The sequence below is a fragment of the Epilithonimonas arachidiradicis genome, from assembly GCF_003610695.1.
Taxonomy (GTDB): domain Bacteria; phylum Bacteroidota; class Bacteroidia; order Flavobacteriales; family Weeksellaceae; genus Epilithonimonas; species Epilithonimonas arachidiradicis.
On record NZ_RAQH01000001.1, the window covers coordinates 498,785 to 521,045 of the forward strand.

The 22,261-nt window shown below is 35.1% G+C and carries 16 protein-coding genes; 8 read left to right on the forward strand and 8 right to left on the reverse strand.

The genetic code is table 11. The features are described 5' to 3' along the window. Position 1: 1 nt before the first annotated feature. From BXY58_RS02395 to BXY58_RS02430, 8 genes are read right to left on the reverse strand one after another with little or no spacing between them, the layout of a single operon-like run. On the reverse strand, positions 2-1,102 hold the full coding sequence (locus BXY58_RS02395; RefSeq protein ID WP_120212200.1) for a DegT/DnrJ/EryC1/StrS family aminotransferase: 1,101 nt from the start codon (positions 1,100-1,102) through the stop codon (positions 2-4). Further along, positions 1,095-1,583, reverse strand: a complete 489-nt coding sequence (locus BXY58_RS02400) for an acyltransferase (RefSeq protein WP_120212201.1) — start codon at positions 1,581-1,583, stop codon at positions 1,095-1,097. The genes BXY58_RS02395 and BXY58_RS02400 overlap by 8 nt, the downstream gene beginning before the upstream one ends. Positions 1,584-1,622: 39 nt before the next feature. Then, positions 1,623-2,021: a sugar 3,4-ketoisomerase gene (locus BXY58_RS02405; protein WP_120212202.1), complete on the reverse strand. Its 399-nt coding sequence runs from the start codon at positions 2,019-2,021 to the stop codon at positions 1,623-1,625. Between the two features lies 1 nt (position 2,022). Beyond that, positions 2,023-3,279 (reverse strand): ABC transporter ATP-binding protein, encoded by a 1,257-nt coding sequence (locus BXY58_RS02410; protein ID WP_120212203.1) that lies wholly within the window; start codon positions 3,277-3,279, stop codon positions 2,023-2,025. A 15-nt stretch (positions 3,280-3,294) separates the two neighbouring features. Then, positions 3,295-4,146, reverse strand: coding sequence for an ABC transporter permease (locus BXY58_RS02415; protein WP_120212204.1), 852 nt, complete (start codon positions 4,144-4,146; stop codon positions 3,295-3,297). 16 nt (positions 4,147-4,162) lie between these two features. Continuing rightward, positions 4,163-5,023, reverse strand: a complete 861-nt coding sequence (gene rfbA / locus BXY58_RS02420; RefSeq protein ID WP_120212205.1) for a glucose-1-phosphate thymidylyltransferase RfbA — start codon at positions 5,021-5,023, stop codon at positions 4,163-4,165. Between the two features lie 19 nt (positions 5,024-5,042). Continuing rightward, positions 5,043-6,122 carry a dTDP-glucose 4,6-dehydratase gene (gene rfbB, locus BXY58_RS02425; RefSeq protein WP_120212206.1) on the reverse strand — a complete coding sequence of 360 codons (1,080 nt, stop codon included), beginning with the start codon at positions 6,120-6,122 and terminating at the stop codon, positions 5,043-5,045. Between the two features lie 26 nt (positions 6,123-6,148). Then, positions 6,149-7,315: a nucleotide sugar dehydrogenase gene (locus BXY58_RS02430; protein ID WP_120212207.1), complete on the reverse strand. Its 1,167-nt coding sequence runs from the start codon at positions 7,313-7,315 to the stop codon at positions 6,149-6,151. Positions 7,316-7,499: 184 nt separating this feature from the next. Here BXY58_RS02430 and rimP point away from each other — a divergent pair, with 184 nt between their 5' ends. The 8 genes from rimP to bshC all read left to right on the forward strand — a co-directional run bounded on the left by rimP (position 7,500) and on the right by bshC (position 22,247). Then, positions 7,500-7,967 (forward strand): ribosome assembly cofactor RimP, encoded by a 468-nt coding sequence (gene rimP, locus BXY58_RS02435; protein ID WP_120212208.1) that lies wholly within the window; start codon positions 7,500-7,502, stop codon positions 7,965-7,967. 46 nt (positions 7,968-8,013) lie between these two features. Continuing rightward, positions 8,014-9,246: a transcription termination factor NusA gene (gene nusA, locus BXY58_RS02440; RefSeq protein WP_120212209.1), complete on the forward strand. Its 1,233-nt coding sequence runs from the start codon at positions 8,014-8,016 to the stop codon at positions 9,244-9,246. A gap of 107 nt (positions 9,247-9,353) precedes the next feature. Then, positions 9,354-12,197 (forward strand): translation initiation factor IF-2, encoded by a 2,844-nt coding sequence (infB, locus tag BXY58_RS02445; RefSeq protein ID WP_120212210.1) that lies wholly within the window; start codon positions 9,354-9,356, stop codon positions 12,195-12,197. A gap of 282 nt (positions 12,198-12,479) precedes the next feature. Then, positions 12,480-15,443, forward strand: a complete 2,964-nt coding sequence (locus BXY58_RS02450) for a SusC/RagA family TonB-linked outer membrane protein (protein WP_120212211.1) — start codon at positions 12,480-12,482, stop codon at positions 15,441-15,443. Positions 15,444-15,461: 18 nt separating this feature from the next. Beyond that, positions 15,462-16,916, forward strand: a complete 1,455-nt coding sequence (locus BXY58_RS02455; RefSeq protein ID WP_120212212.1) for a RagB/SusD family nutrient uptake outer membrane protein — start codon at positions 15,462-15,464, stop codon at positions 16,914-16,916. A gap of 65 nt (positions 16,917-16,981) precedes the next feature. Beyond that, on the forward strand, positions 16,982-18,418 hold the full coding sequence (locus tag BXY58_RS02460; protein ID WP_147366787.1) for a T9SS type A sorting domain-containing protein: 1,437 nt from the start codon (positions 16,982-16,984) through the stop codon (positions 18,416-18,418). A gap of 87 nt (positions 18,419-18,505) precedes the next feature. Further along, positions 18,506-20,428 carry a putative porin gene (locus BXY58_RS02465; RefSeq protein WP_120212214.1) on the forward strand — a complete coding sequence of 641 codons (1,923 nt, stop codon included), beginning with the start codon at positions 18,506-18,508 and terminating at the stop codon, positions 20,426-20,428. A 244-nt stretch (positions 20,429-20,672) separates the two neighbouring features. Further along, positions 20,673-22,247 (forward strand): bacillithiol biosynthesis cysteine-adding enzyme BshC, encoded by a 1,575-nt coding sequence (bshC, locus tag BXY58_RS02470; RefSeq protein ID WP_120212215.1) that lies wholly within the window; start codon positions 20,673-20,675, stop codon positions 22,245-22,247. Positions 22,248-22,261 lie beyond the last annotated feature (14 nt).

Consider the following 22,261-nt stretch of genomic DNA (forward strand, 5'->3'; position numbering starts at 1 on the left):
TTTAGAATTTATTTAATACATCAATTACTTTTGAGATTTCATCAGTGCTCATGACAGGACTGATGGGTAAGCTCAGAACTTCTTCATGTATTTTTTCTGTAATAGGGAAAGACAAATTATTCCACTCTTGATAAGCCTTTTGTTGATGTGGAGGGATTGGGTAGTGTATCAAACTTTGGATCCCGTTATTGGTAAGATATTCTTGTAAAGATGTCCTTTCCGAAGTTCTGATTACAAAGACATGCCAGACATGTTCTTTATCATTTTCAGGATTTTCCGGAAGTATTATTTTCGAATTTTTTATTTCAGAAATATACTGTTCTGCAATTCTTCTACGCTGTAAGTTTTCTGCATCAATATATTTTAATTTTATATCTAAAACAGCAGCTTGGATCTCATCTAATCTGGAATTAAGACCTTTGTAGATATTCACATATTTTTCATTAGATCCATAATTGGCAAGGGCGCGGATGGTTTTTGCTAATTCATCATCATTGGTTGTAACAGCACCTGCATCACCAAGAGCGCCAAGATTCTTACCGGGATAAAAACTAAATCCAGCAGCATCTCCAAGGTTTCCGGTTTTGATCCCATTCCATTCTGCACCAATAGCTTGAGCATTATCTTCGATGATTTTAAGATTATGCTTGGTTGCAAGGCTCTTTAATGCTTCAGAAAAAACAACCCGGCCTTGTAAGTGTACAATAAAAATGGCTTTGGTTTTTGGAGTGATTTTTTCTTCGATTTTAAAAATATCGATATTATAAGTATTAATATCTGGTTCAACCAAAACTGGAGTTAAACCATTGTCCGATAATGCAAGGATAGATGCGATATATGTATTAGCTGGAACGATAACTTCATCTCCGGGTTTCATAAAACCTAATTCTATGTAAGCTTTGAAGATTAGACGCAGGGCATCCAAGCCATTAGCCACACCTATAGCTTCTTTGGTCCCAATATATTGAGATAAATTAGCTTCAAAATTTTTAACTTCAGTACCCAAAAGATACCACCCTGAGCGGAATACTTCTATTAACTTATGCTCAATTTCTTCTTGGTGAAGTAAGTTTACTTTTTGTAGATCTAAGAATTTAATCATTTGTGTATGATATTTTTCCGTTATTTATTGTTCCTTTTTGTTTTGCAGGGTTTCCAAACCAAACCGTATCACTTGGGATGTCTTTCGTCACAACACTTCCGGCACCTACAAGAGCATTTTCACCAATGGTTATTCCTGCCAATATTGTAGCGTTAGCGCCAATGGAAGCCCCTTTTTTAACCGTTGTTTTCAGAAGTTCAAACTCCGTATTTTTGGATTTAGGGTAAAGGTCGTTTGTAAAAGTAACATTAGGTCCAATAAAAACATTGTCTTCTATTGTGACGCCATCCCAAACCTGAACGCCGGGCTTTATAGTAACATTATCTCCAATGACAACATCATTTTCTATAAGAACCTGACAATTGATATTACAGTTTTTTCCAATTTTTGCATTTTTTAGAATTACGCAAAATTGCCAAATCATAGTATCTTCTCCAATTGATTCAGATTGAACATCTGCTAAAGGGTGGATCTTAATCATAATTCAATATAATATTAGCAATAAGAATAATGTTAGCTATTACCAAGCCTTAAAATCTTCATAGTTCCTGAAATAATCTGTCTCACTATATTCTTCAGAAGCTAAGCATAATAGTACAGCATTGTGAGAAAACTTGATATCTCTCCAAATCAGCTTTGGTATATAAAGTCCCTTGGATGGCTCATCCAAGATAAAAGTTGCTTTTTTTCCTTCTTTGTCTTCTGTCGTAAATTCTATTGTTCCTGAAACAGCAAAAATGATCTGTTGTAGTTCTTTATGAGCATGTCCACCTCTCGTCACGTCTTGTGGAGTATAATAGGTCCAGTAGACACGCTTAACTTCGAATGGCATATTTTGCGGATACTCTGCTACGGTTATGAAGCCAAGTTGTGAGGATCCGATTTTATCGAATTTAATGATATGAGGTTCTTTTAACATTTCAAGATATTTTATAATCAAAATTGGGTCTTATAACACCGGGTAAAACTTTCATATTTTTACCGATTTTTATATTTTCTACCTCGAAACCGACAATCTCATTCGCTATAAATAAAGCAGTTCTTTGGTTTTCCCCAAAAATAAGTTTGAAATAATAATTTCCTGCGTTTAAAAGATTCTGAGGTAATTCGAACTCTACAGTATATTCTTTTCTTTTCGAATCATTATTAGTAGAAATCAATGCGCCTGTATGGAACACCACATTTTCTTCATAGGTTCTTAATTCAAATGTTGCATCAAGATTGATGTTTTCTTTATAATTAAAAAAACGAAGTTTGACACGAGCGCCAGATTCTATATCTAAAAATTTTCCACTTGCTGGTACAACTGTGAATTCTAGGATTTTAATATTTTCATTACCAATGGCTTCCTCTGGGTTACCATTGTCAATATAAGAGCTTCTTTTTTCGTTGTTTTTCTGATATTCTGCAACTGTATTAGACACACTTCCTGTATATAATAATTGTCCCTGATTTAATAAAATACCATTATTGCATAATTCTTTAACAGCTGTCATATTATGACTTACAAACAGAACTGTTCTTCCTTCTCCTTTACTCACATCACCCATCTTTCCGAGGCATTTTTTTTGGAACTCGGCATCACCAACCGCCAGGACCTCATCAACAATCAATATTTCCGATTCAAGATGAGCAGCAACTGCAAAAGCTAATCGGACGTACATCCCTGACGAATAGCGTTTTACAGGAGTGTCTATATATCTTTCTACTCCGGAGAAATCAACAATTTCATCAAATTTTCTTACGATTTCTTTTCGGGTCATTCCTAAGATTGCGCCATTAAGGAAAACATTTTCTCTGCCCGTCATTTCCGGATGGAAACCCGTTCCGACCTCTAATAATGATGCGATTCTACCACTGGTTAATATTCTTCCGGTCGTTGGTTTTGTAACTTTACTTAATAATTTTAATAAAGTTGATTTTCCTGCGCCATTTCGTCCAATAATGCCTACCGCATCACCTTGCTCTATTTCAAAATTAATGTCGCGCAGAGACCAAACATAATCACTTTCTCCTTTCTGAGTTCTGTCGTTTGATTCTCCAATTTTTAAATAAGGATCTTCTTTACCCCGGATTTGGTGCCAAAAACGATTAAGATCATGGGAGAGCGAACCTGTTCCAACTTGCCCCAGACGGTATTGTTTTGATATATTTTCAGCTTTTAATGCTAATGCCATTTTTTAATTTTAAAATTAAACAGTATCCATAAAGCCTTTTTCAACCTTATTGAAAATAACAGTACCTATTGCGAGTATTAAGAAAATAAGAATAGTGCTTATCATCAACATTGTAGCATTAAAATCTCCAACACCTAACCAGGCATATTTGAAACATTCGAAAATACCTGTCAGCGGATTATAAAATGCGATAGTTTTGAAAATTCCCCTTAAGCTGGAAGCCGGATATATAACTGGAGTGGCATACATATACAAGCTGATACCAAAGGTTAGCAGCATTTGTAAATCACGATATTTGGTTGTTAATGAAGAAAATATCATTCCCATTCCCAAAGCAAAAACCGCCATTAATATAATTAAAAAAGGAGTGGCAAGAATCCACCAGTTAGGCTGTACTTCTCCTTTGAATAGATAATAAAAAAATACAACCAGAAAAAGTCCCATCTGTACGCCGAATCTCATCAAATTGGAAAGTACAATGGATATAGGCATAATCAATCTAGGGAAATAAACTTTGCCAAATATTCCTGCATTAGTTGTGAAAACATTGGATGTTGAAGTAAGACAAGATGAAAAATAATTCCATAATGTAATTCCGGCAAGATAAAAAAGGATTTTTGGAGCACCATCCGTAGATAGTTTTGCAATATTTCCAAAAACAACCAGATAAACAACGGTTGTAAAAATTGGATTGATAAAAAACCAAACAGGGCCTAAAATTGTTTGCTTAAAGCTGGAAACAAAATCACGCTTTACAAACATATAAGCCAGGTCTTTGTAACGCCAAACTTCCTTAAGATTAAGATCAAAAAGAGAATGATTAGACTCAATTGTTTCTGTCCACTGCTGATTATGAGAATCACTCATTTGTGCTTGTGTTTAATTATTTTATAAGGTTTTTCAGATATTCACCATAGCCGCTTTTACCATATTTTGTTGCTGTTTCCAGAAGTTTTTCTTCATTAATGAATTTGTTTCTGAAGGCAATTTCTTCTATACACCCGATTTTGAAACCTTGTCTTTTTTCGATAACACTTACAAATTCTGAAGCGTCCTGAAGAGAATCGAAAGTTCCTGTGTCTAGCCAAGCAGTACCTCTGTCCAAAACACCAACTTCAAGCTTGCCTTTACTTAAGTAAACATTGTTCACATCGGTAATTTCCAACTCACCTCTTGGAGAGGGTTTTATATTTTTTGCAATTTCTACAACATCATTATCATAAAAATATAATCCAGGAACAGCATAATTTGATTTTGGCTTCAGAGGTTTTTCTTCAATAGAAAGTGCTTTGAAATCATCATCAAATTCTACAACACCGTATCTTTCGGGGTCAGAAACATGGTAGGCAAAAACAACACCGCCATCCGGATTGGTTTTGTTTTTTAATAAAGTTCCCATTTCGGAACCATAGAAAATATTATCACCCAAAACCAAAGCTGCCGCATCATTTCCTATGAACTTATCACCAAGAATAAAAGCTTGCGCCAAACCATCCGGACTTGGTTGTATTTTATATTGGATATTACAACCAATTTGAGAACCATCTCCCAAAAGTTTAATAAATCCCTCCTGATCGTGCGGAGTCGTTATGATTAAAATATCCTTAATTCCGGCTAACAATAATGTCGACAACGGATAGTAGATCATCGGTTTGTCATAAACAGGCATCAGTTGCTTGCTCACAGCAATCGTTAATGGATAAAGTCTGGTTCCGGAGCCTCCGGCAAGAATAATTCCTTTCATTTGGTATTAGTTTGTGTTTTTATGAATACTGACCTTCGTAATATTTTTGATAATCACCGGAAGTTACATTTTCCAGCCATTCTTTATTTTCCAGATACCAGTCGATTGTTTTTCCAAGACCTTCTTCAAAGGTTACAGATGGCTTCCAACCTAGATCTTTATTTAATTTTGAAGCATCAATAGCATATCTCTTATCATGTCCAGGTCTGTCTTTAACGTAAGTAATCAGTTTTTCTGAATAACCTTCTGGTTTACCTAGTTTTGCATCCAATTGTTTTATTAATTCCTTCACCAAATCAATATTCTGCCACTCGTTGAAACCTCCGATGTTGTAAGTTTCTCCGGTTTTAGACTCGTTGAAAATCTGATGAATTGCTTTGGCGTGATCAATTACGAATAACCAATCTCTTGTGTATTTTCCGTCACCATAGATTGGTAATGGTTTTTCGTTCAGAATATTAGAAATACAAAGCGGAATCAGTTTCTCAGGGAAATGGTTTGGTCCGTAATTGTTAGAACAATTAGACAAAATAAAAGGCATTCCGTAAGTGTTTCCATAAGCTCTTACCAAATGGTCAGAAGCTGCTTTTGAAGCTGAATATGGTGACTGTGGATCATAAGGCGTTGTTTCCAAAAAGAAACCAGTTTCGCCAAGACTTCCATAAACTTCGTCTGTAGAAACGTGATAGAATAAGTTTTTTCTCGGTTCATTCGGGAATCTTCCGTGCGTGTGATCTGGATTCAAAGTCCAGAATTCAATACAAAGATTGAGAAGATTGGCCGTTCCGTTGACATTCGTATTAATAAATGCGTTGGGATTAGTGATACTTCTGTCTACATGACTTTCAGCAGCTAAATGTACCACTGCATCGGGATTATATTTTTCGAAAACTTTTCTAAGCTCTTCTGGCTTTGTAATATCTGCTTTTTCGAAAACATAATTAGGTTCGTTTTCGATATCTTTCAGGTTTTCAAGATTCCCAGCATAGGTTAAAGCATCAAGATTGATGATTTTTGAATCTGGATTGTTCTTCACAAATTCTCTAACTACGTGAGAACCTATGAAACCGGCACCTCCGGTGATTATAATGTTTTTCATAAATGTTTTATAAAATAATTTTAAATTTAATCGTTTCCGAATAAATCTCTGGTATATACTTTTTCTTTTACATCCTCCAATTCTGGAGTATTTCGGTTGGATATGATAATGTCACATTCTTGTTTAAAAGCTTCCAAATCCCGAGATACCTTCGATCCAAAAAAAGAATCTTCTTTCAGAACAGGTTCATAAACAACTACTTCCACGCCTTTTGCTTTAATCCTTTTCATAATGCCTTGTATTGCTGATGCCCGGAAATTGTCTGATCCGGATTTCATTATTAATCGATAAACACCAACTTTCTTCGGTTTTTTCTCCAAAATAGAATCCGCAATAAAATCTTTTCTTGTGCGATTAGCATCCACAATAGCTTGAATAAGATTATTGGGAACCGAATTATAATTGGCCAGCAATTGTTTGGTGTCTTTTGGGAGACAATAGCCACCATATCCAAAAGATGGATTGTTATAATGAGAACCTATTCTTGGATCTAGTCCTACGCCTTCTATAATTTGACGGCTGTCCAATCCGTGTATTTGGGAATAACTATCCAATTCATTGAAGTAAGCTACACGCATTGCCAAATAGGTATTTGAAAATAATTTGATAGCTTCTGCCTCTGTTGCATTGGTAAAAAGAGTGGGTATATCTTTTTTTATAGCGCCTTCTTTCAAAAGATTTGCAAAAACTGTTGCCCGCTCACTTTGTTCTCCAATAATAATTCTCGAGGGATAAAGATTATCATAAAGTGCTTTTCCTTCCCTCAAAAACTCTGGAGAAAATATAATGTTGTTAAAGTCTAAATCTTTTTTCAGGTTTTCGGTGAACCCAACAGGAACAGTTGATTTTACAATAACAACTGCTTTTGGATTGTTTATTTTAACTTCCTTTATCACATTTTCAACACTATTCGTATTGAAGTAATTGGTTGAAGGGTCATAATCTGTTGGTGTGGCAACTATAATAAAATCCGCATTTTTATAAGCCTCTTCTTTATCAAGGCTTGCTTTTAGATTGAGACTTTTTGTTTTTAGGAATTCTGTAATTTCAGGGTCATCAATTGGAGATTGCTTATTGTTGAGCATTTCAACTTTTTCCGGAATAATGTCCAGGGCAATTACATTATGATGTTGCGCTAACAAAACAGCATTAGACAGTCCAACATATCCGGTTCCAACAATTGTAATATTCACAAAGAATAATTTTTAAAATTCAGGCAAAAATAAGAAAAAATTACTTGCAGTATATATAATTGAAATAATTGGTTTCTTGTATATTAAAGAAAAAATAATTATATTTGCAAAAGATTTACGGGAAAAATGGGAAGGCTTTCGCAAGAATGCCTTTTTTCGTAGATATAATTAGGAGGTGATAATTATGGATTTTAAATCGGAAATACATCGTTTGCTTAACGAGTTTCTTTTAACAAGACCAGATCTTTTTTTAGTAGATCTTAAAATTTCTGCTTCTTCGGATATCACAGTGATTTTGGATGGTGACAATGGTGTTACGCTTCAGGATTGTTTAGATGCAAGCAGGGCGATTGAATTCAATATGGATCGTGAGATTCACGACTTTAGCCTTCAGGTGATGTCTGCGGGATTGAGTGAGCCATTGGAATTTCCAAGACAATTCAGGAAAAATATTGGAAGATCAATTGATATATTGTTAAGCGATGATTCCAAAGTTGAAGGAGAGTTGGTGAATGTGGATGATGAGAAAATTGTAATCCGGTTAGAATACAGACGCCCAAAATTAATCGGGAAAGGAAAAGAAGATGTGGTTGAAGATAAAGAAATTCCTTATTCCGAAATCAAAAAAGCATTAGTAGTAATAAAATTTTAACAAATAGAGTGATTGAAGAATTGCTCATTATCATTGATATAAAAATATGGATAATTTAGCTTTAATAGAAGCCTTTGGTGATTTTAAAGAGATAAAAAATATCAGCAAAATAGATTTAATGGCTATTATCGAAGATTCTCTTAAGACTCTTCTTAGAAAAAGATATGATTCTGATGACCATTTTGATGTGATTGTGAATCCTGATAAAGGAGATTTTCAGATCTTTTTGAACAAAGTCATTGTTGAGGATGAGATGTCTGAGGATGATGACCTGGAAATCGAGATTTCTGAAGTTAGAAAAATTGACCCGACTTTTGAAGTAGGTGAAGAATATACGCAAGAGATTCCTGTATCCAAATTAGGAAGAAGAAATATCTTAACACTTAAGCAGATCTTGGCTACAAAAATCCAGGAGCATTTTAATGCAGCATTGTACGATCAGTTCCGTGATAAGATCGGAGAATTGGTCGTTGGAGAAGTTCACCACATCCGTCACAAACATGTTATTTTGCTGGATGATGAAGGCAATGAATTCATCCTTCCAAAAGAAAACCAAATCCCTTCTGACTTTTTCAAAAAAGGTGATAATGTAAGAGCAATTGTAGAAAGTGTTGACTTCAGAGGATCAAAACCTCAGATTATGGTTTCCAGAACAGCGCCTAAATTCCTTGAAGAATTATTAGAGCTTGAGATTCCGGAAATCCAGGATGGAACAATTATCTTGAAAAAAGTAGTTAGAATCCCGGGTGAAAAAGCGAAAATTGCTGTAGATGCTTACGATGACAGAATCGATCCGGTTGGCGCTTGTGTCGGTGTGAAAGGTTCAAGAATCCACGGAGTCGTAAGAGAATTAAGAAACGAGAATATCGATGTGATCCAATGGTCTAAGAATCCTGAGATTCTTGTGAAAAGAGCTTTAGGAAACATTACAATTAATAAGATTGAGGTTAATCCGGAAACTAATTATGCTTTGGTTTACACACCGGTTGACGAGATCTCTAAAGTGATTGGAAAACAAGGTCAGAATATCAAATTGGCATCATGGTTGTCAGGATATGAGATCGATGTTTACAGAGAAACTTCGGAAGATGATGATGTTGAATTGGTAGAATTCAATGACGAGATCGAATCTTGGATTATCGATGAGTTCAAAAAAGTCGGATTGAATACGGCAAGAAGTGTTCTTGATAAAGATACAGAAGCGTTGCTGAATATTGTTGACCTGGAAGAGGAAACAATTGAAGAAGTGAAAAATATTCTAAGAGAAGAATTAGAATAAGATTGAAATTTATTTCAGAATTAATTCTGAGAATCAAATAACTTAATAAAAAGAAAAATAGAAGCTTGAAAGCTTAAAACGCTAAAAGCCAAAGCAAATTAATATTTATGCCAAAAATAAGATTAAATAAAGCCGTTAAAGAACTGAACATATCTATACCCAGAGCTGTGGAATATCTCCAGAGCAAAGGCATAGCTGTGGACAGTAATCCTAACGCTCTATTAGAAGACCAGGCATTTTCTGCATTGGAAGCTGAGTTCCGAAAAGATGGAGAACAAAGAAAAGCTTCTCATGAGGTTGTGATTTCTAAAGTTCCTGATGAAAAATTAGCAATTGAAGAAAAAGCTCCTGAGGTAATAAGAGCCAAAGCAAATCTAAGACCTGAGACCAAGGTTCTAGGAAAAATAGATCTTAATTCTGCAAAACCGACTGAAGAGACAGCTCCAGCAGAACCGGTGCAGGAAAAAGTACAAGAGGAAAAGCCGGAAGTTGTTAAGAAGGAAGAGAAACAAGAGTTCAAAGTTTTGGATAAAATCGATTTATCAAAACTGGAAAGCAACAAACCAAAAGCTTCTAAGGAAAAAGAAGAGGTGAAGGAAACGCCAGCTCCATTTGCTAAGGAAGAAGCTAAACCTGAAGTGAAAGCTGAAAAAGCAGCTGAACCAGAACCGCCTTCTACCCCTGAGTCGGACGAACCTCAAAAAATTGAAACGGTTTATCAAAAATTAGACGGCCCGAAAATTTTAAAACAGACTGTCGACCTTTCTCAGTTTAATAAACCAAAACCTTCTGGTAATTCTAACAATGCTGCAAAGAAGAAGCGAAAAAGAATTACTAAGGATGTTCCGGGACAGAATAACGCAGGTCAAGGAAACAATCAACAAGGTGGAGGAAACAGACCAGGTCAAGGCGGTCAAAACCGACCACAAGGCCAAGGTGGTAATAATCAAGGCGGAAACCGTGGCGGAAATAATAACAACCGTGGAAATAATAACAACCGCGGCGGTAACAACAGAGGACAAGCTCGTGTGATGCCTGTTGAGCTTACCGATGAGCAAGTTAAAAATCAAATTAAAGAAACTCTAGAAAAACTGACTAACAAAGGCGGTAAGTCTAAAGGATCTAAACATAGAAAAGAAAAGAGAACCTGGAGAAGAGAGCAAGACGAACTTCAGCAAGAGATTGACGCACAGGACAGAACTTTAAAAGTTACAGAATTCATTACGGTAAGTGAATTGGCTTCATTAATGAACGTCAGTGCAACAGAAGTTATTTCTGCTTGTTTCTCCTTAGGCGTGATGGTAACAATGAACCAGCGTCTTGAGGCTGATACTTTAACCTTAGTAGCTGATGAATTTGGTTATAAAATCGAATTCTCGGATGCTGATATCGAAGAAGCTGCAGCCGAAGAAGAGCCGGATGCAGAAGAAGATTTGTTACCAAGAGCACCTATCGTAACGGTGATGGGACACGTTGACCACGGTAAAACATCATTGCTGGATTATGTTAGAAAAACAAATGTTATCGCCGGTGAATCCGGAGGTATTACGCAGCATATTGGTGCATATAACGTGAAACTGGAAAACGGACAGAGAATTACATTCCTAGATACACCAGGTCACGAAGCCTTTACAGCGATGAGAGCGAGAGGTGCGCAAGTTACCGATATTGCGATTATTGTAGTGGCTGCCGATGATGATGTAATGCCACAAACCAAAGAAGCTATTGCACACGCACAAGCTGCTGGTGTTCCGATGATTATCGCCATCAACAAAGTGGATAAGCCCAATGCTAATCCTGATAAAATCAGAGAGCAGCTTTCTGCTATGAATGTATTGGTTGAAGAATGGGGTGGAAATGTTCAGGCACAAGAAATTTCAGCTAAATTTGGTAACAATGTTGAGTTGTTATTAGAAAAGGTTCTTTTACAAGCTGAACTTTTGGAATTGAAATCTAATCCAAATAAACAAGCAAGTGGAGTAGTCATTGAAGCAGCTTTGGATAAAGGTCGTGGATATGTTGCTACAATGTTAGTTCAAAATGGAACTTTAACAGTTGGTGATTATGTACTGGCTGGGAAAAATCACGGTAAAGTGAAAGCTATGTTGGATGAAAGAGGTAAACCAATGGAAAAGGCAGGGCCGTCAATTCCTGTTACCATTCTTGGTTTGGACGGAGCGCCAACTGCGGGTGATAAATTCAGGGTTTTTGCTGACGAAAGAGAAGCGAAATCTATTGCTAATAAGAGAGAACAACTTCAACGTGAACAATCTATCAGAACTAAGAAGCATCTTACGTTGGATGAGATTGGCCGTCGTATCGCTTTAGGAGATTTCAAAGAACTGAATATTATTCTTAAAGGTGACGTGGATGGATCCGTAGAGGCATTGTCTGATCAGTTACAAAGATTGTCAACTGAGGAAATACAAGTTAACATTCTTCACAAAGGAGTAGGACAGATTACGGAAAGTGATATCCTACTAGCTGCAGCATCTGATGCGATTGTTATCGGATTTAATGTAAGAGCGAGTGTAAATGCAAAAGATATTGCTGATAAAGAAGAAGTTGAAATCAGAACTTACTCTATTATCTATAAAGCAATTGATGAAGTGAAAGAAGCGATGGAAGGATTACTTTCTCCGGAGATACAAGAACAAGTTATTGGTAATGTTGAGATCAGAGAAGTGTTCAAGATTTCTAAAGTCGGATCGATTGCAGGATGTATGGTTCTTACAGGAAAAGTAACCAGAAATTCTAAGATTAGACTTTTAAGAGATGGCATTGTGAAATTCGATGGAGAGCTGGAAAGTTTGAAACGCTTTAAAGATGATGTTAAAGAAGTAACCAAAGGTTATGAATGTGGTCTTAATATCAAAGGCTATAATGATATAGAAGTCGGCGATATTCTTGAAGTCTACGAAGAAGTAGCTGTTAAGAAAAAGTTGAAATAATATTAAAACCTGCTGAGAAGCAGGTTTTTTTATATTAAAATATTTATTTAGAATTATTCTAAATAAATATTTTAAAATTCTATTTAATTCAATAATTAACATGATTGTAGTTTGTTTAATTTTTATTTTTATGTTTATATTTTGATTAATTTGTAAATTTTATTGTTTTTTGGATGGATATTTTTTAATGAAAATATAATTTGATTACAAGATCTTTTTTTAGACATTGTCTGTGTTAATTTTTTTTAACATATTTGCAGATTATAATTAAATAGTGTTAATATGAATGTAAAATTACGATTGTTATCCGTTGGCGTGTTGTTCTTTACGGGACAGGCATTAATGGCACAGAAAGCAAAGAAAGATACTGCTTCTACAAAAGATATTGAAGAAGTTGTAGTAATCGGAAACATCAAATTAGATCCTGCTCAAAAAGTAGGTTCCTACAATACAGTTTCTAAAGCTAATTTTGAGTCTACACCTTTTTCTTCTATCGATGAGGTGTTAAATGGTAGAGTAGCTGGTCTTAATTTCTCTTCTGCCAGTGGCGACCCTGGATCATCTAATTTAGTTATTATCAGAGGTGTGAGCTCTTTGATAGGAACTCCCAATCCTTTATATGTAATTGATGGTGTCGTTATTGGGAAAGGAGCTGACAATGCTCAAGTAATGGAGTCATGGAATCCATTAGCTGCAATTGATCCAAATGCAATTGAATCAGTAGATGTTTTAAAGGACGCTTCTGCAACAGCCTTATATGGTTCCAGGGGAGCAAATGGTGTCATTATTGTTAAAACTAAGAAAGGTAAGTTTAATCAAAAAACCAGATTTGAGTTTTCCACTGAAACTGGAATTCAAGATAGAGCATTTGATAAACTCAAAGTAATGAATGATGAGGAGTACATCAAGTATGGATCAATATTGATGTGGAATAGTAGAGGGATAAAAACATCGGCTGATCTTATCCAAAATATGGATGACGCTAGAAGATACTTCTTAAGTGTTTATGAGCCGACCTATTATAATAATGGTGAGCTAAAAAATACAAATACAAATTGGACAAAAGCTGTAAACAGAAATAATTCAGTTGTTAATACATATAATTTTGGTGTTTCAGGTGGGGATTCAAATACTTCTTTTAGAATTGGTGGATCATACTATCAAAACAAGCCTTTGGTCTTAACAGCTGGTTTTGATAGAATAAGTTTAAATGCTGCTGTGAATCACAAAGCTTCAGAGAAATTAAAATTTGGGATGAATGTAAATTACTCTAATATCAAAAGAAGCACTTATTTTGGTGGTAGAGCAACAGCAAATCCAGTTACCCAATCAATAATGTTGTCTCCTTTAAGACCTATCTATAATGATGATGGTAGCTATAACCAAGAATTAAGTGATGATGTAGGAGCAAGGTCAGGATTCAATCCGGTTTCAATATTAAATGAGGCAAGACAGGATTCTAGAATTAATACATTTATAGCTTCTGCAAACATGGATTACTCTTTTGCAAAAGATTTTTCATTTAATTCTACGTTTGGCACGCAGACTCAGTTCATGAAAGAGATGACAAATATCCAAGCCGGACATCCTGTATACACCATAATGGAAGATAACCAGGGCTTTTTGGGAGATCACAGAACAACTATTTTTGAATATAATTGGGTAAACTCTCTAAGCTATAATAAAGTAATTGCTGACAAACATACTATTGGTGCTGCCGCAGGTATAGAATATCAAGATCATATTTATAATGTTTTAAGTGCCCAGACATTCACAATGAATAATCCCGATCCATATTTTCAATATTCTAATGAGCAGTTCGTGTCTAATGACGATCTTCAATGGAGGCAGTTGTCTTACTTTGGAAAATTGAGCTATAGTTATGATAAAAGATATTCGGTAACTGGGCAACTTCGTAGAGATGGTAATTCAACATTAGGCAATGAAAAATTTGGAACATTCTGGTCATTGGGGGGATCTTGGAATGTAGCTCAAGAATCATTTGCGCCTGCGTTGTTTTCTACTTTTAATTTGAGAGCTAGTTACGGTGTTTTAGGTAATATTCCTTATGCTGATCAATGGGGGCCTCAGTATAATTCTGCGACTAACCTATTCTATAATTATACATATGGATGGGGAGGGAATCCTGGTTATGCTGGATTCAATAATGCTGGGAATCCTAACTTATCTTGGGAAGAATCAAAACATCTGGATATTGGAGGAGAAATTGGATTTTTCAATGATCGCTTGAAATTCACATTAGATTACTATCGAAAAATTACTGATAAAACGATTTTTGATTTTTACCCTGCAGCAGAATCAGGAGGACCAGGTGCTCAATATGCAAACATTGGAAAATTAAATAATTCTGGTTTTGAATTAGTAATAGAAGGTTCACCAATTAAAAATAGTAATTTTCAATGGAATGTTAGTGCAAATGGAGCATATTCTAAAACAATGGTAGATAGATTAGAGGGACAAAAACTTGTTACTTTCAATGGTGATACATCAGATAGCTCAAATGAATTGGTAGCTCTTGCTGAAGGACACGTATTAGGAGAATATTATGTGGTACAGTGGGCAGGAATTGCACAGCAAGACGACCCTACGAAAGGAATAAAAGCTGGAGATGCTTTATTTTATACTGATGGTTCTAAAACAGATGTGACTAATGTAAGAACAGATGCACAAAGAGCTTGGATGGGTAAAAGTGCTTTTCCAATTTACAATGTTGGCATTTCTAACGAATTTAAATATAAAAATCTCTCATTAAGTTTCTTACTTTCTGGACAATTCGATTTCTATGTTTCTAATGGTGTACATTCATATACAATCCACGATGGCGCATTTCCTACTCGTAACCAAATAACTGATGCATTATATGATAGCTGGACAGATGCACCAGGCATGGAAAATTTTAATGCGAGCAATCCAAAAGCGATCTTGACAAATCCGAGTACTTCACGACTAGAATCATCTCGATTTTTAAATAAAGGCGATCATATTAGATTAAAAGAAATGAGAATAGCATATTCTTTAGGAGATGTCTTCAAAAAAAGTGTGGGATTAAATAACTTTACGATATATCTAAGAGGAACTAATCTACTGACTTATGTTTTTGATAAAGATCTTAATTATGATCCAGAATCTAATACCAACTCTTGGTCTTGGTTAGGAAAAGGAAGATATTGGTATGCATCACCTGTTTTAAGAACAGTTTCAATGGGTATTCAATTAGGATTTTAATAATTTAAAACTTTGAAAATGAAAAAATATATATTTATAATATCATCATTATTTGCAATTAATTTTTTAAATTCTTGTAGTGAAAGTGATTTGGATCTTACTGGAAATAGCATAGTAAATATTGAAGAGCCAAGAAATGAAGAACAGTTACAATTGTTATTAAACGGCGGTTATTATCAAATGTCAAGCGTCAATGGATATGGTACGGAAATAATGGTTTTTGGAGACCTATTAGGTGATAAGCTTTTTACCTTCAATACGACATTTGCTCTTACTGGAAATAAAAATTATAACTCTAATCAAAGTGATTTTGGCTTCTATGCTCTAATGTACAATGTCATAATGAAGTGTAATATGGTCATTAATGACAAAAATGTTGCTATAAATTCTAATGTCGAAAGGATGAAAGCTGAAGCAAAAATACTGAGAGGATATGCTTATTTTACATTAGTGAATTATTATTCTCCTGCGCCGCAATCTGGTGTTAACCAGGAATATGGTGTCCCAATTGTATTAGAGAATTATGATGTTTTAGCATTGCCAAAAAGGGCAAGTGTTGCAGAAGTTTTTGAACAAATTATTTCTGATCTTAAAGCAGGAGTTGATGGTGCACAAGACGGAACTAGAACAACACTCGGTAAAACAGCTGCAAAATTACTATTATCCAAGGTATATTTAACAAGAAGAGCTCCTGGTGATGCTCAATTAGCTTTACAATATGCAACAGAAGTAACTACAAGTACACAATATTCAGCCGTTCCAAGAGCTAATTATGCTGCTTATTTTACGTCTGTAAATGATGCCATTTCTGAGGGGCAACCGGAAACTATTTGGGAGCTAGACCAGAATAAGAACTCAAATATTGTAACAGGACTTGGAGCGAATGGTGCTTTACCAGTTTACTATGATAGTCAAGGTGGGGGATCCGATGGAAGCAGAAGAAGTTTAAACTTTACACAAGCATTCTATAATAGCTTCAGAAATGTAGATGTTAGAAGAGGTTTACTTTCATTAAATTCCGGAAGTACAGAGACACCTAAAGGATATTGGCTTAGAAAATATCCAGTGAAAACAAATGATGAAGATGGTGTAAACTCATCTTATACGAGAAATATTAAAATATTAAGATTTGCAGAAGCTCAACTTAATAGAATTGAGGCATTGTATTTAACAGGACAAAACGATTTAGCTCTTCAGGAATTAAATGCATTTTCTGTAACAAGTAGGAATGGCTCTACTTATACGGGTGGTGCTAATTTACTAAATGATATTTTAACGGAAAGAAGTAAAGAGTTCTTTGGTGAGGGTCAGAGATTTTTAGATCTGAAAAGATATAATCTACCAATTACTAAATCCACAAACTGTGTGATGAATTGTGATGTCCAACCAGGGGACAAATTGTATGTGCTACCTATCAGTTTGAGTAATCTTAATTCCAATAAAAATCTAACTCAATATCCAGGATACAACTAATATAATTTGTAAAAAAGCTCATTTTTTAGATGAGCTTTTTGTCATATATTGATTAATAGTGAGCTTTGTTTATTAAAATTGCTTATAAATCAATTTTATTTTCTATATTTACAATTAAATTAAAAATTTTACTTATGAAAAAAATATTATTTTCTTTAGCTTTGATTTCTATCACCGGCTTAGCACAAGCTCAAACTCCAACTTGGGTTACAAAAACGACTGGAGCTCCCGCTCTACATTTTGCAACTAACGTTAAAGCGGTAGACGCTAATACGATATGGTTTAGTGATACTGCTTCTTCTTCAGCCACAGATACGGGGAGATATATTGGCCTTTCAACTGATGGCGGAAACACATGGACAAACAAATTAGTAACGGGGCCTGTTGCAGCTGCTACTATAGGTGATATGCATCCAATTTCTGCAACAACTGCTTGGATTGTTAGCTCTGGATCAGGATCTCAAAATGGTATTTGGAAATCAACCAATGCAGGAACTTCTTGGACTAAACAAACAACAGCTTCTTTTAACACAGGTGTTTCTTTTGCTAATGTCGTTCATTTTTGGGATGAAAATGTTGGTTTTGCAGCTGGTGATCCATTTCAGTCTGGAGCAAATCAAAGATTTGAAATGTATACCACTACAAATGGAGGCACGACTTGGACAAATATTCCTGCTGGAACTGCACCAGCACCACTTAATGGAGCTGAATTTGGATATACAAACAAAATCACGGTTCAAGGTAATAATATCTGGTTGGGAACAGATTTAGGAAGAGTTCTTTATTCTCCAAATAGAGGGGCTTCTTGGCAGGCGTTTCAAACTCCAGCTGTTGATTTTGGTGGTGTAACAGTTTCAGGATTTACAGCTGATGTTGCATTTAGAGATTCAACAAATGGTTTATTGGCATCTGACGAAGATGGTGTATCGCTTTTGTATTCAACAACTGATAGTGGAGCGAACTGGACTCCAATTACACCAAATGGACCTTTTTATGCTAATAATATAGTATATGTGCCAGGAACAGCAAACACTTATGTAAGTTCAGGATATGATTTGGGATCTTCTTATTCAACAGATGGAGGATTAAATTGGACGGAGATAGGAAATGATCCTACATATGAAAAATATTTTGGTTCATTATCTTTCATTAGTCCAACTGTAGGTTTTACTGGTGGGGTTAGCCAAGCTCAAAGTACTGCTACCGGATTACCTTTCCCTTCTTTCAGTGTTCTTTCTGGAGATCTTACTTTAGCAGTTTCTGATGTTAATGTTAACAAAACTAAATTAACTGCTTTCCCAAATCCAGCTGTTGATGTTGTTAACTTAAAATCTTCTAAAGATATCAAAGAAATTGCGATTATCGATCTTTCTGGTAAGGTTGTTAAAAGAGAAAAATCTAACGGACAAGTTAATGTTTCTAATCTTGCAAAAGGTACTTATGTAGCACAAGCTATTTATACTGACGGAAGTGTTGAAAACACTAAAGTGATCAAAAAATAATTTCAATTATTTTACATAATCCAACCCCGCAAATTGCGGGGTTTTTTATTGGAGGATAATTACTACTTTTGTACTCAAATTTCCTTGATGAAATATTTATCAATACTGTTCCTTGTTTTTTGTGTTTTGATTCATGCACAGCAAGTCAACAAAACAGATTCTAACCAATTGCCTTCAGATACCTTAAAAATAGACTCTGGGGAAAAAGATTCGTTAGAGATATACAAACCTACCATATATGATTATCAGGTGAAAAAAAGATTTTCCGAAAAGAAAATCTATGACACCACTTTTGCTATTGAGAGATCATATATCGTTACTCAGTATAACAAGAAGGATAATTTTGGCAAAATTCAGTATGCCAATATTGGATCCGGATTTCAAAATTTAGTTTATGAAAAGAATTCTGAACAGAATCTCAGTCTTCTCCCAGAAAACAAATCATTCTATCTTTTAGGCGAAAATGACATCAATTATTACGATGTAAAAACGCCAACGACTACATTTTTCTACAACAATGCAATGAAAAATGGTGGTCAATTACAAACCACATATACTCAGAATGTCGGCAAAAATTTCAATTTTGCGATAGAGTATATGGGTCTACGGTCACAAGGACTTTATCGGAACAGTCTGGCTTCGAGTAACAACACCATTTTTAGCGGACATTATATTTCTAAAAATAACAAATACGAAGCTTATGCTCATTACATTCACCAGAATGTCAACAACCAGGAAAATGGAGGAATTGCTGATTTGGATGTATTTCTAAGCGGTGACTCGAGATTCAATAACAGGCAAAATATTGAAACCAATTTATCCGGCGTCGAATCAAGATATTCTTACAGGAGATACTATTTCAGCCAGGAGTTCGCCCCTTTTGATCCGGCTAAATATCCATTCAAGTTAAGACATACGATTTATCATCAGGGTAATAAATATTATTTCTCAGAAACAGCTTCGGCTATAGATTTTTTTGGCGGAATGGATATTTCAGGATTTCCATTAACTAATAAAAAGTTCTCCAACAATCTCAGCAACACTTTCAGCTTGGTTTGGGATAATGAGAAATTTAAGCTGGATGCAGGATTCCGACATCAATACATCACTTTCGGGAACAAAAATGCTTATCCAGTCCTCAATATTCCGGGTTATTTCAAAGAACAGAGATTTGGTGCGGTTGGGAATTTACAAATCAAATTGTTAGATAAGATTCAACTCAAATCTTTCTTGGAAATTTCCAAAGGTTCAGAATTCGGAGATTATATCAAAACCACCAACGAATTGGTTTTTGAACCTATCAAAGATTATTTGGTAGAAGGTCGGGTTAATTTCCAGTCCGCTTATCCAAGCTTTAACTATTTGGTTAACTCTTCGCATTATCTCAACTACAATTATTATCTGCAAAACCCGAATAACGAAGTCGTAACCCAAATTGGAGGAACGTTAAGGTTGGCAAAATGGTTCAATACCCAGCTTTTTGTAGATTATTTCAGAATCGATAATTATACTTATTTTGATAATTCTGCAAAGCCACAACAGAGTTCTTCCTCGCTCAACATTTCTCAGATTGGTGGAGAAGCGACAGCCAACTATAAAAGATTTCACTTGAACGGAAGGGTATTGTTCCAAAAAGCTTTGACCAACGATAATCTTTTGCCGATGCCCGATTTTATTGGAAGAGTCAATTTATATTATCAGGCGCCGGCGTTCAAAAAAGCAGCAGAAATTCAGGCTGGTGTGAAATTATATTACTTTTCCAAATTTGCGTCTCGAGAATTTTCACCAATTCTTAATGAGTATATTTTACCAGGAACAAACGCATATTCCATTGGTGGACAGCCGATTGCTGATGTTTACATCAATATGAGAGTCAAGAGGATGTTTTTCTACGTCGAGGGGCAGCATATTAACCAGACCTTTATGCAGAACAAATCGTTTACAGTGCCCAATTATCCGATTTATGATTTTCGTCTGAACCTGGGTGTGGTTTGGTATCTTTTCCACTAATTTTGTTAGAGTAATTATGGCAGCTATTTCCGCCTTCCGCTCCCAATCTTTTTACTTTTTAGCAAAAAAGCAAAAAGGATTTCCGCTCAAGTCGGGCTGCAATTAAAACATAAAAACAACATTTGTAAATAAATAGAAGCTTAAAACTTTGTTGAGTAAAACGCCTTTGCGTATCTTAAAAACAATAAGTTGTTAAAAAAACCTTGCGAACCTTGCGTTTAAAAATATAAAAAGTATCAACCAAATGACCATCGGTTTCGAACATATAAACAGCATTCCAAAACTTATCAAAGATTTCTTGGGAAAAAAACTGGACGGATTTCAGAATAAAACATTCGATTTAGACAACTTCAAAAATCAAATTTCTGAGAAACAAAATTCGTACTCCGATGATAAGAGAGAATTGCTTTATGATGCAATCTTGTCACAGAATCAGGAAGAGCAGATGTCTCCAAAACAATTGGATTATCTGTTTTCTCTAAAAGATAAAAATACGTTTACCATTACGACTGGACATCAGCTCAATCTATTTACAGGTCCGGTTTTCTTTGTTTATAAGATTTTGCAGACTATCAAAACTGCAGAATTTTTAAAATCCAATTTCCCAGAGTATAATTTTGTTCCTGTTTTTTGGATGGCAACAGAAGACCACGATTTTGAAGAAATCAACCACTTCAAAACACGTGACCATTACTACGAAATCAAAGGTAATGCTGGTGGCGATGTTGGTAGGATTACAATCGATGAGAACTTTTTTGTTCAGGAATTTGAGAAAGAATTCAAAGATAATGTTTATGGTACCGAATTGATTCTCTGGATTAAAAAAGCCTATCAACAAGGGAAAACCCACACGCAAGCCATTCGGTATTTGGTCAATCAATTATTTGCAGATTACGGGTTACTGACGATTGACGGAAACGAAAAAGAACTGAAAAGTCAGGTTAAAAAAATCTTCCGTCAAGAATTATTATCCAATCAGCTTTTCGAAACAACTAAAAATCAAAGAGAATTTCTCGAGAAAGAATATCACAAAGTTCAGGTCAATCCAAGAGAAATCAATCTTTTTTATTTGACGGAAACCAGAAATCGGATAGAAAAAATTAACAATGATTGTTTTATTCTAGAAACCGATTTGAAGTTTTCTCAAGAGGAAATTCTCAACGAACTGGAAAATCATCCCGAAAAATTCAGTCCCAATGCGGTTCTTCGTCCTGCTTATCAGGAAACGATTATGCCAAATCTGGCTTATGTTGGCGGAAACGCTGAGATTATGTATTGGATAGAGTTGAAAGATTATTTCGAATCCATTAATCTTCCTTTCCCGATTTTGATTCCGAGAAACTCGATGTTGTTTCTGGAAGAAAAAACCTTCAGAAAAATTGAAAATTCAGGATTGAAGATTGAAGATTTCTTCGGAAACTTTGCGGAAGTTATCAATCAAAAAATATTAGATAATAACGAAATCAAATTGCTTCTTCAACAGAAAGAACAAGATTTAATTAATTCGTTTTCAGAAATAAAAACAAAGGCAGAACAAACAGACAAAACGTTTGTAAACCTTGTGAATGCAGAGGAAACTCGACAATTAAAATCTTTCAAAAGAATGCAAAAACGTCTTTTGAAAGCTGAGAAAATAAAGCAGTCTGAGAAATTTGAACAGATGCAGAATTTATTTCTGAAAGTTCATCCGGGCGGAACCTGGCAGGAAAGAGTTTTGAATTTCAGCGTGTTTTACGCAGATTTGGGAAAAGAATGGATTGCTGAAACTTATCAACAAATGGATGTTCAAAAATCGGAATTGATTATTTCGCCCATTTAAATTGAAAGCATTAT

Coding starts and splice junctions, on each gene's coding strand:
- BXY58_RS02395 (WP_120212200.1), bottom strand. CDS start 1,102: ATGATTAAATTCTTAGATCTACAAAAAGTAAACTTACTTCACCAAGAA.
- BXY58_RS02400 (WP_120212201.1), bottom strand. CDS start 1,583: ATGATTAAGATCCACCCTTTAGCAGATGTTCAATCTGAATCAATTGGA.
- BXY58_RS02405 (WP_120212202.1), bottom strand. CDS start 2,021: ATGTTAAAAGAACCTCATATCATTAAATTCGATAAAATCGGATCCTCA.
- BXY58_RS02410 (WP_120212203.1), bottom strand. CDS start 3,279: ATGGCATTAGCATTAAAAGCTGAAAATATATCAAAACAATACCGTCTG.
- BXY58_RS02415 (WP_120212204.1), bottom strand. CDS start 4,146: ATGAGTGATTCTCATAATCAGCAGTGGACAGAAACAATTGAGTCTAAT.
- rfbA (WP_120212205.1), bottom strand. CDS start 5,023: ATGAAAGGAATTATTCTTGCCGGAGGCTCCGGAACCAGACTTTATCCA.
- rfbB (WP_120212206.1), bottom strand. CDS start 6,122: ATGAAAAACATTATAATCACCGGAGGTGCCGGTTTCATAGGTTCTCAC.
- rimP (WP_120212208.1), top strand. CDS start 7,500: ATGGATTTTAAATCGGAAATACATCGTTTGCTTAACGAGTTTCTTTTA.
- nusA (WP_120212209.1), top strand. CDS start 8,014: ATGGATAATTTAGCTTTAATAGAAGCCTTTGGTGATTTTAAAGAGATA.
- infB (WP_120212210.1), top strand. CDS start 9,354: ATGCCAAAAATAAGATTAAATAAAGCCGTTAAAGAACTGAACATATCT.
- BXY58_RS02450 (WP_120212211.1), top strand. CDS start 12,480: ATGAATGTAAAATTACGATTGTTATCCGTTGGCGTGTTGTTCTTTACG.
- BXY58_RS02455 (WP_120212212.1), top strand. CDS start 15,462: ATGAAAAAATATATATTTATAATATCATCATTATTTGCAATTAATTTT.
- BXY58_RS02465 (WP_120212214.1), top strand. CDS start 18,506: ATGAAATATTTATCAATACTGTTCCTTGTTTTTTGTGTTTTGATTCAT.
- bshC (WP_120212215.1), top strand. CDS start 20,673: ATGACCATCGGTTTCGAACATATAAACAGCATTCCAAAACTTATCAAA.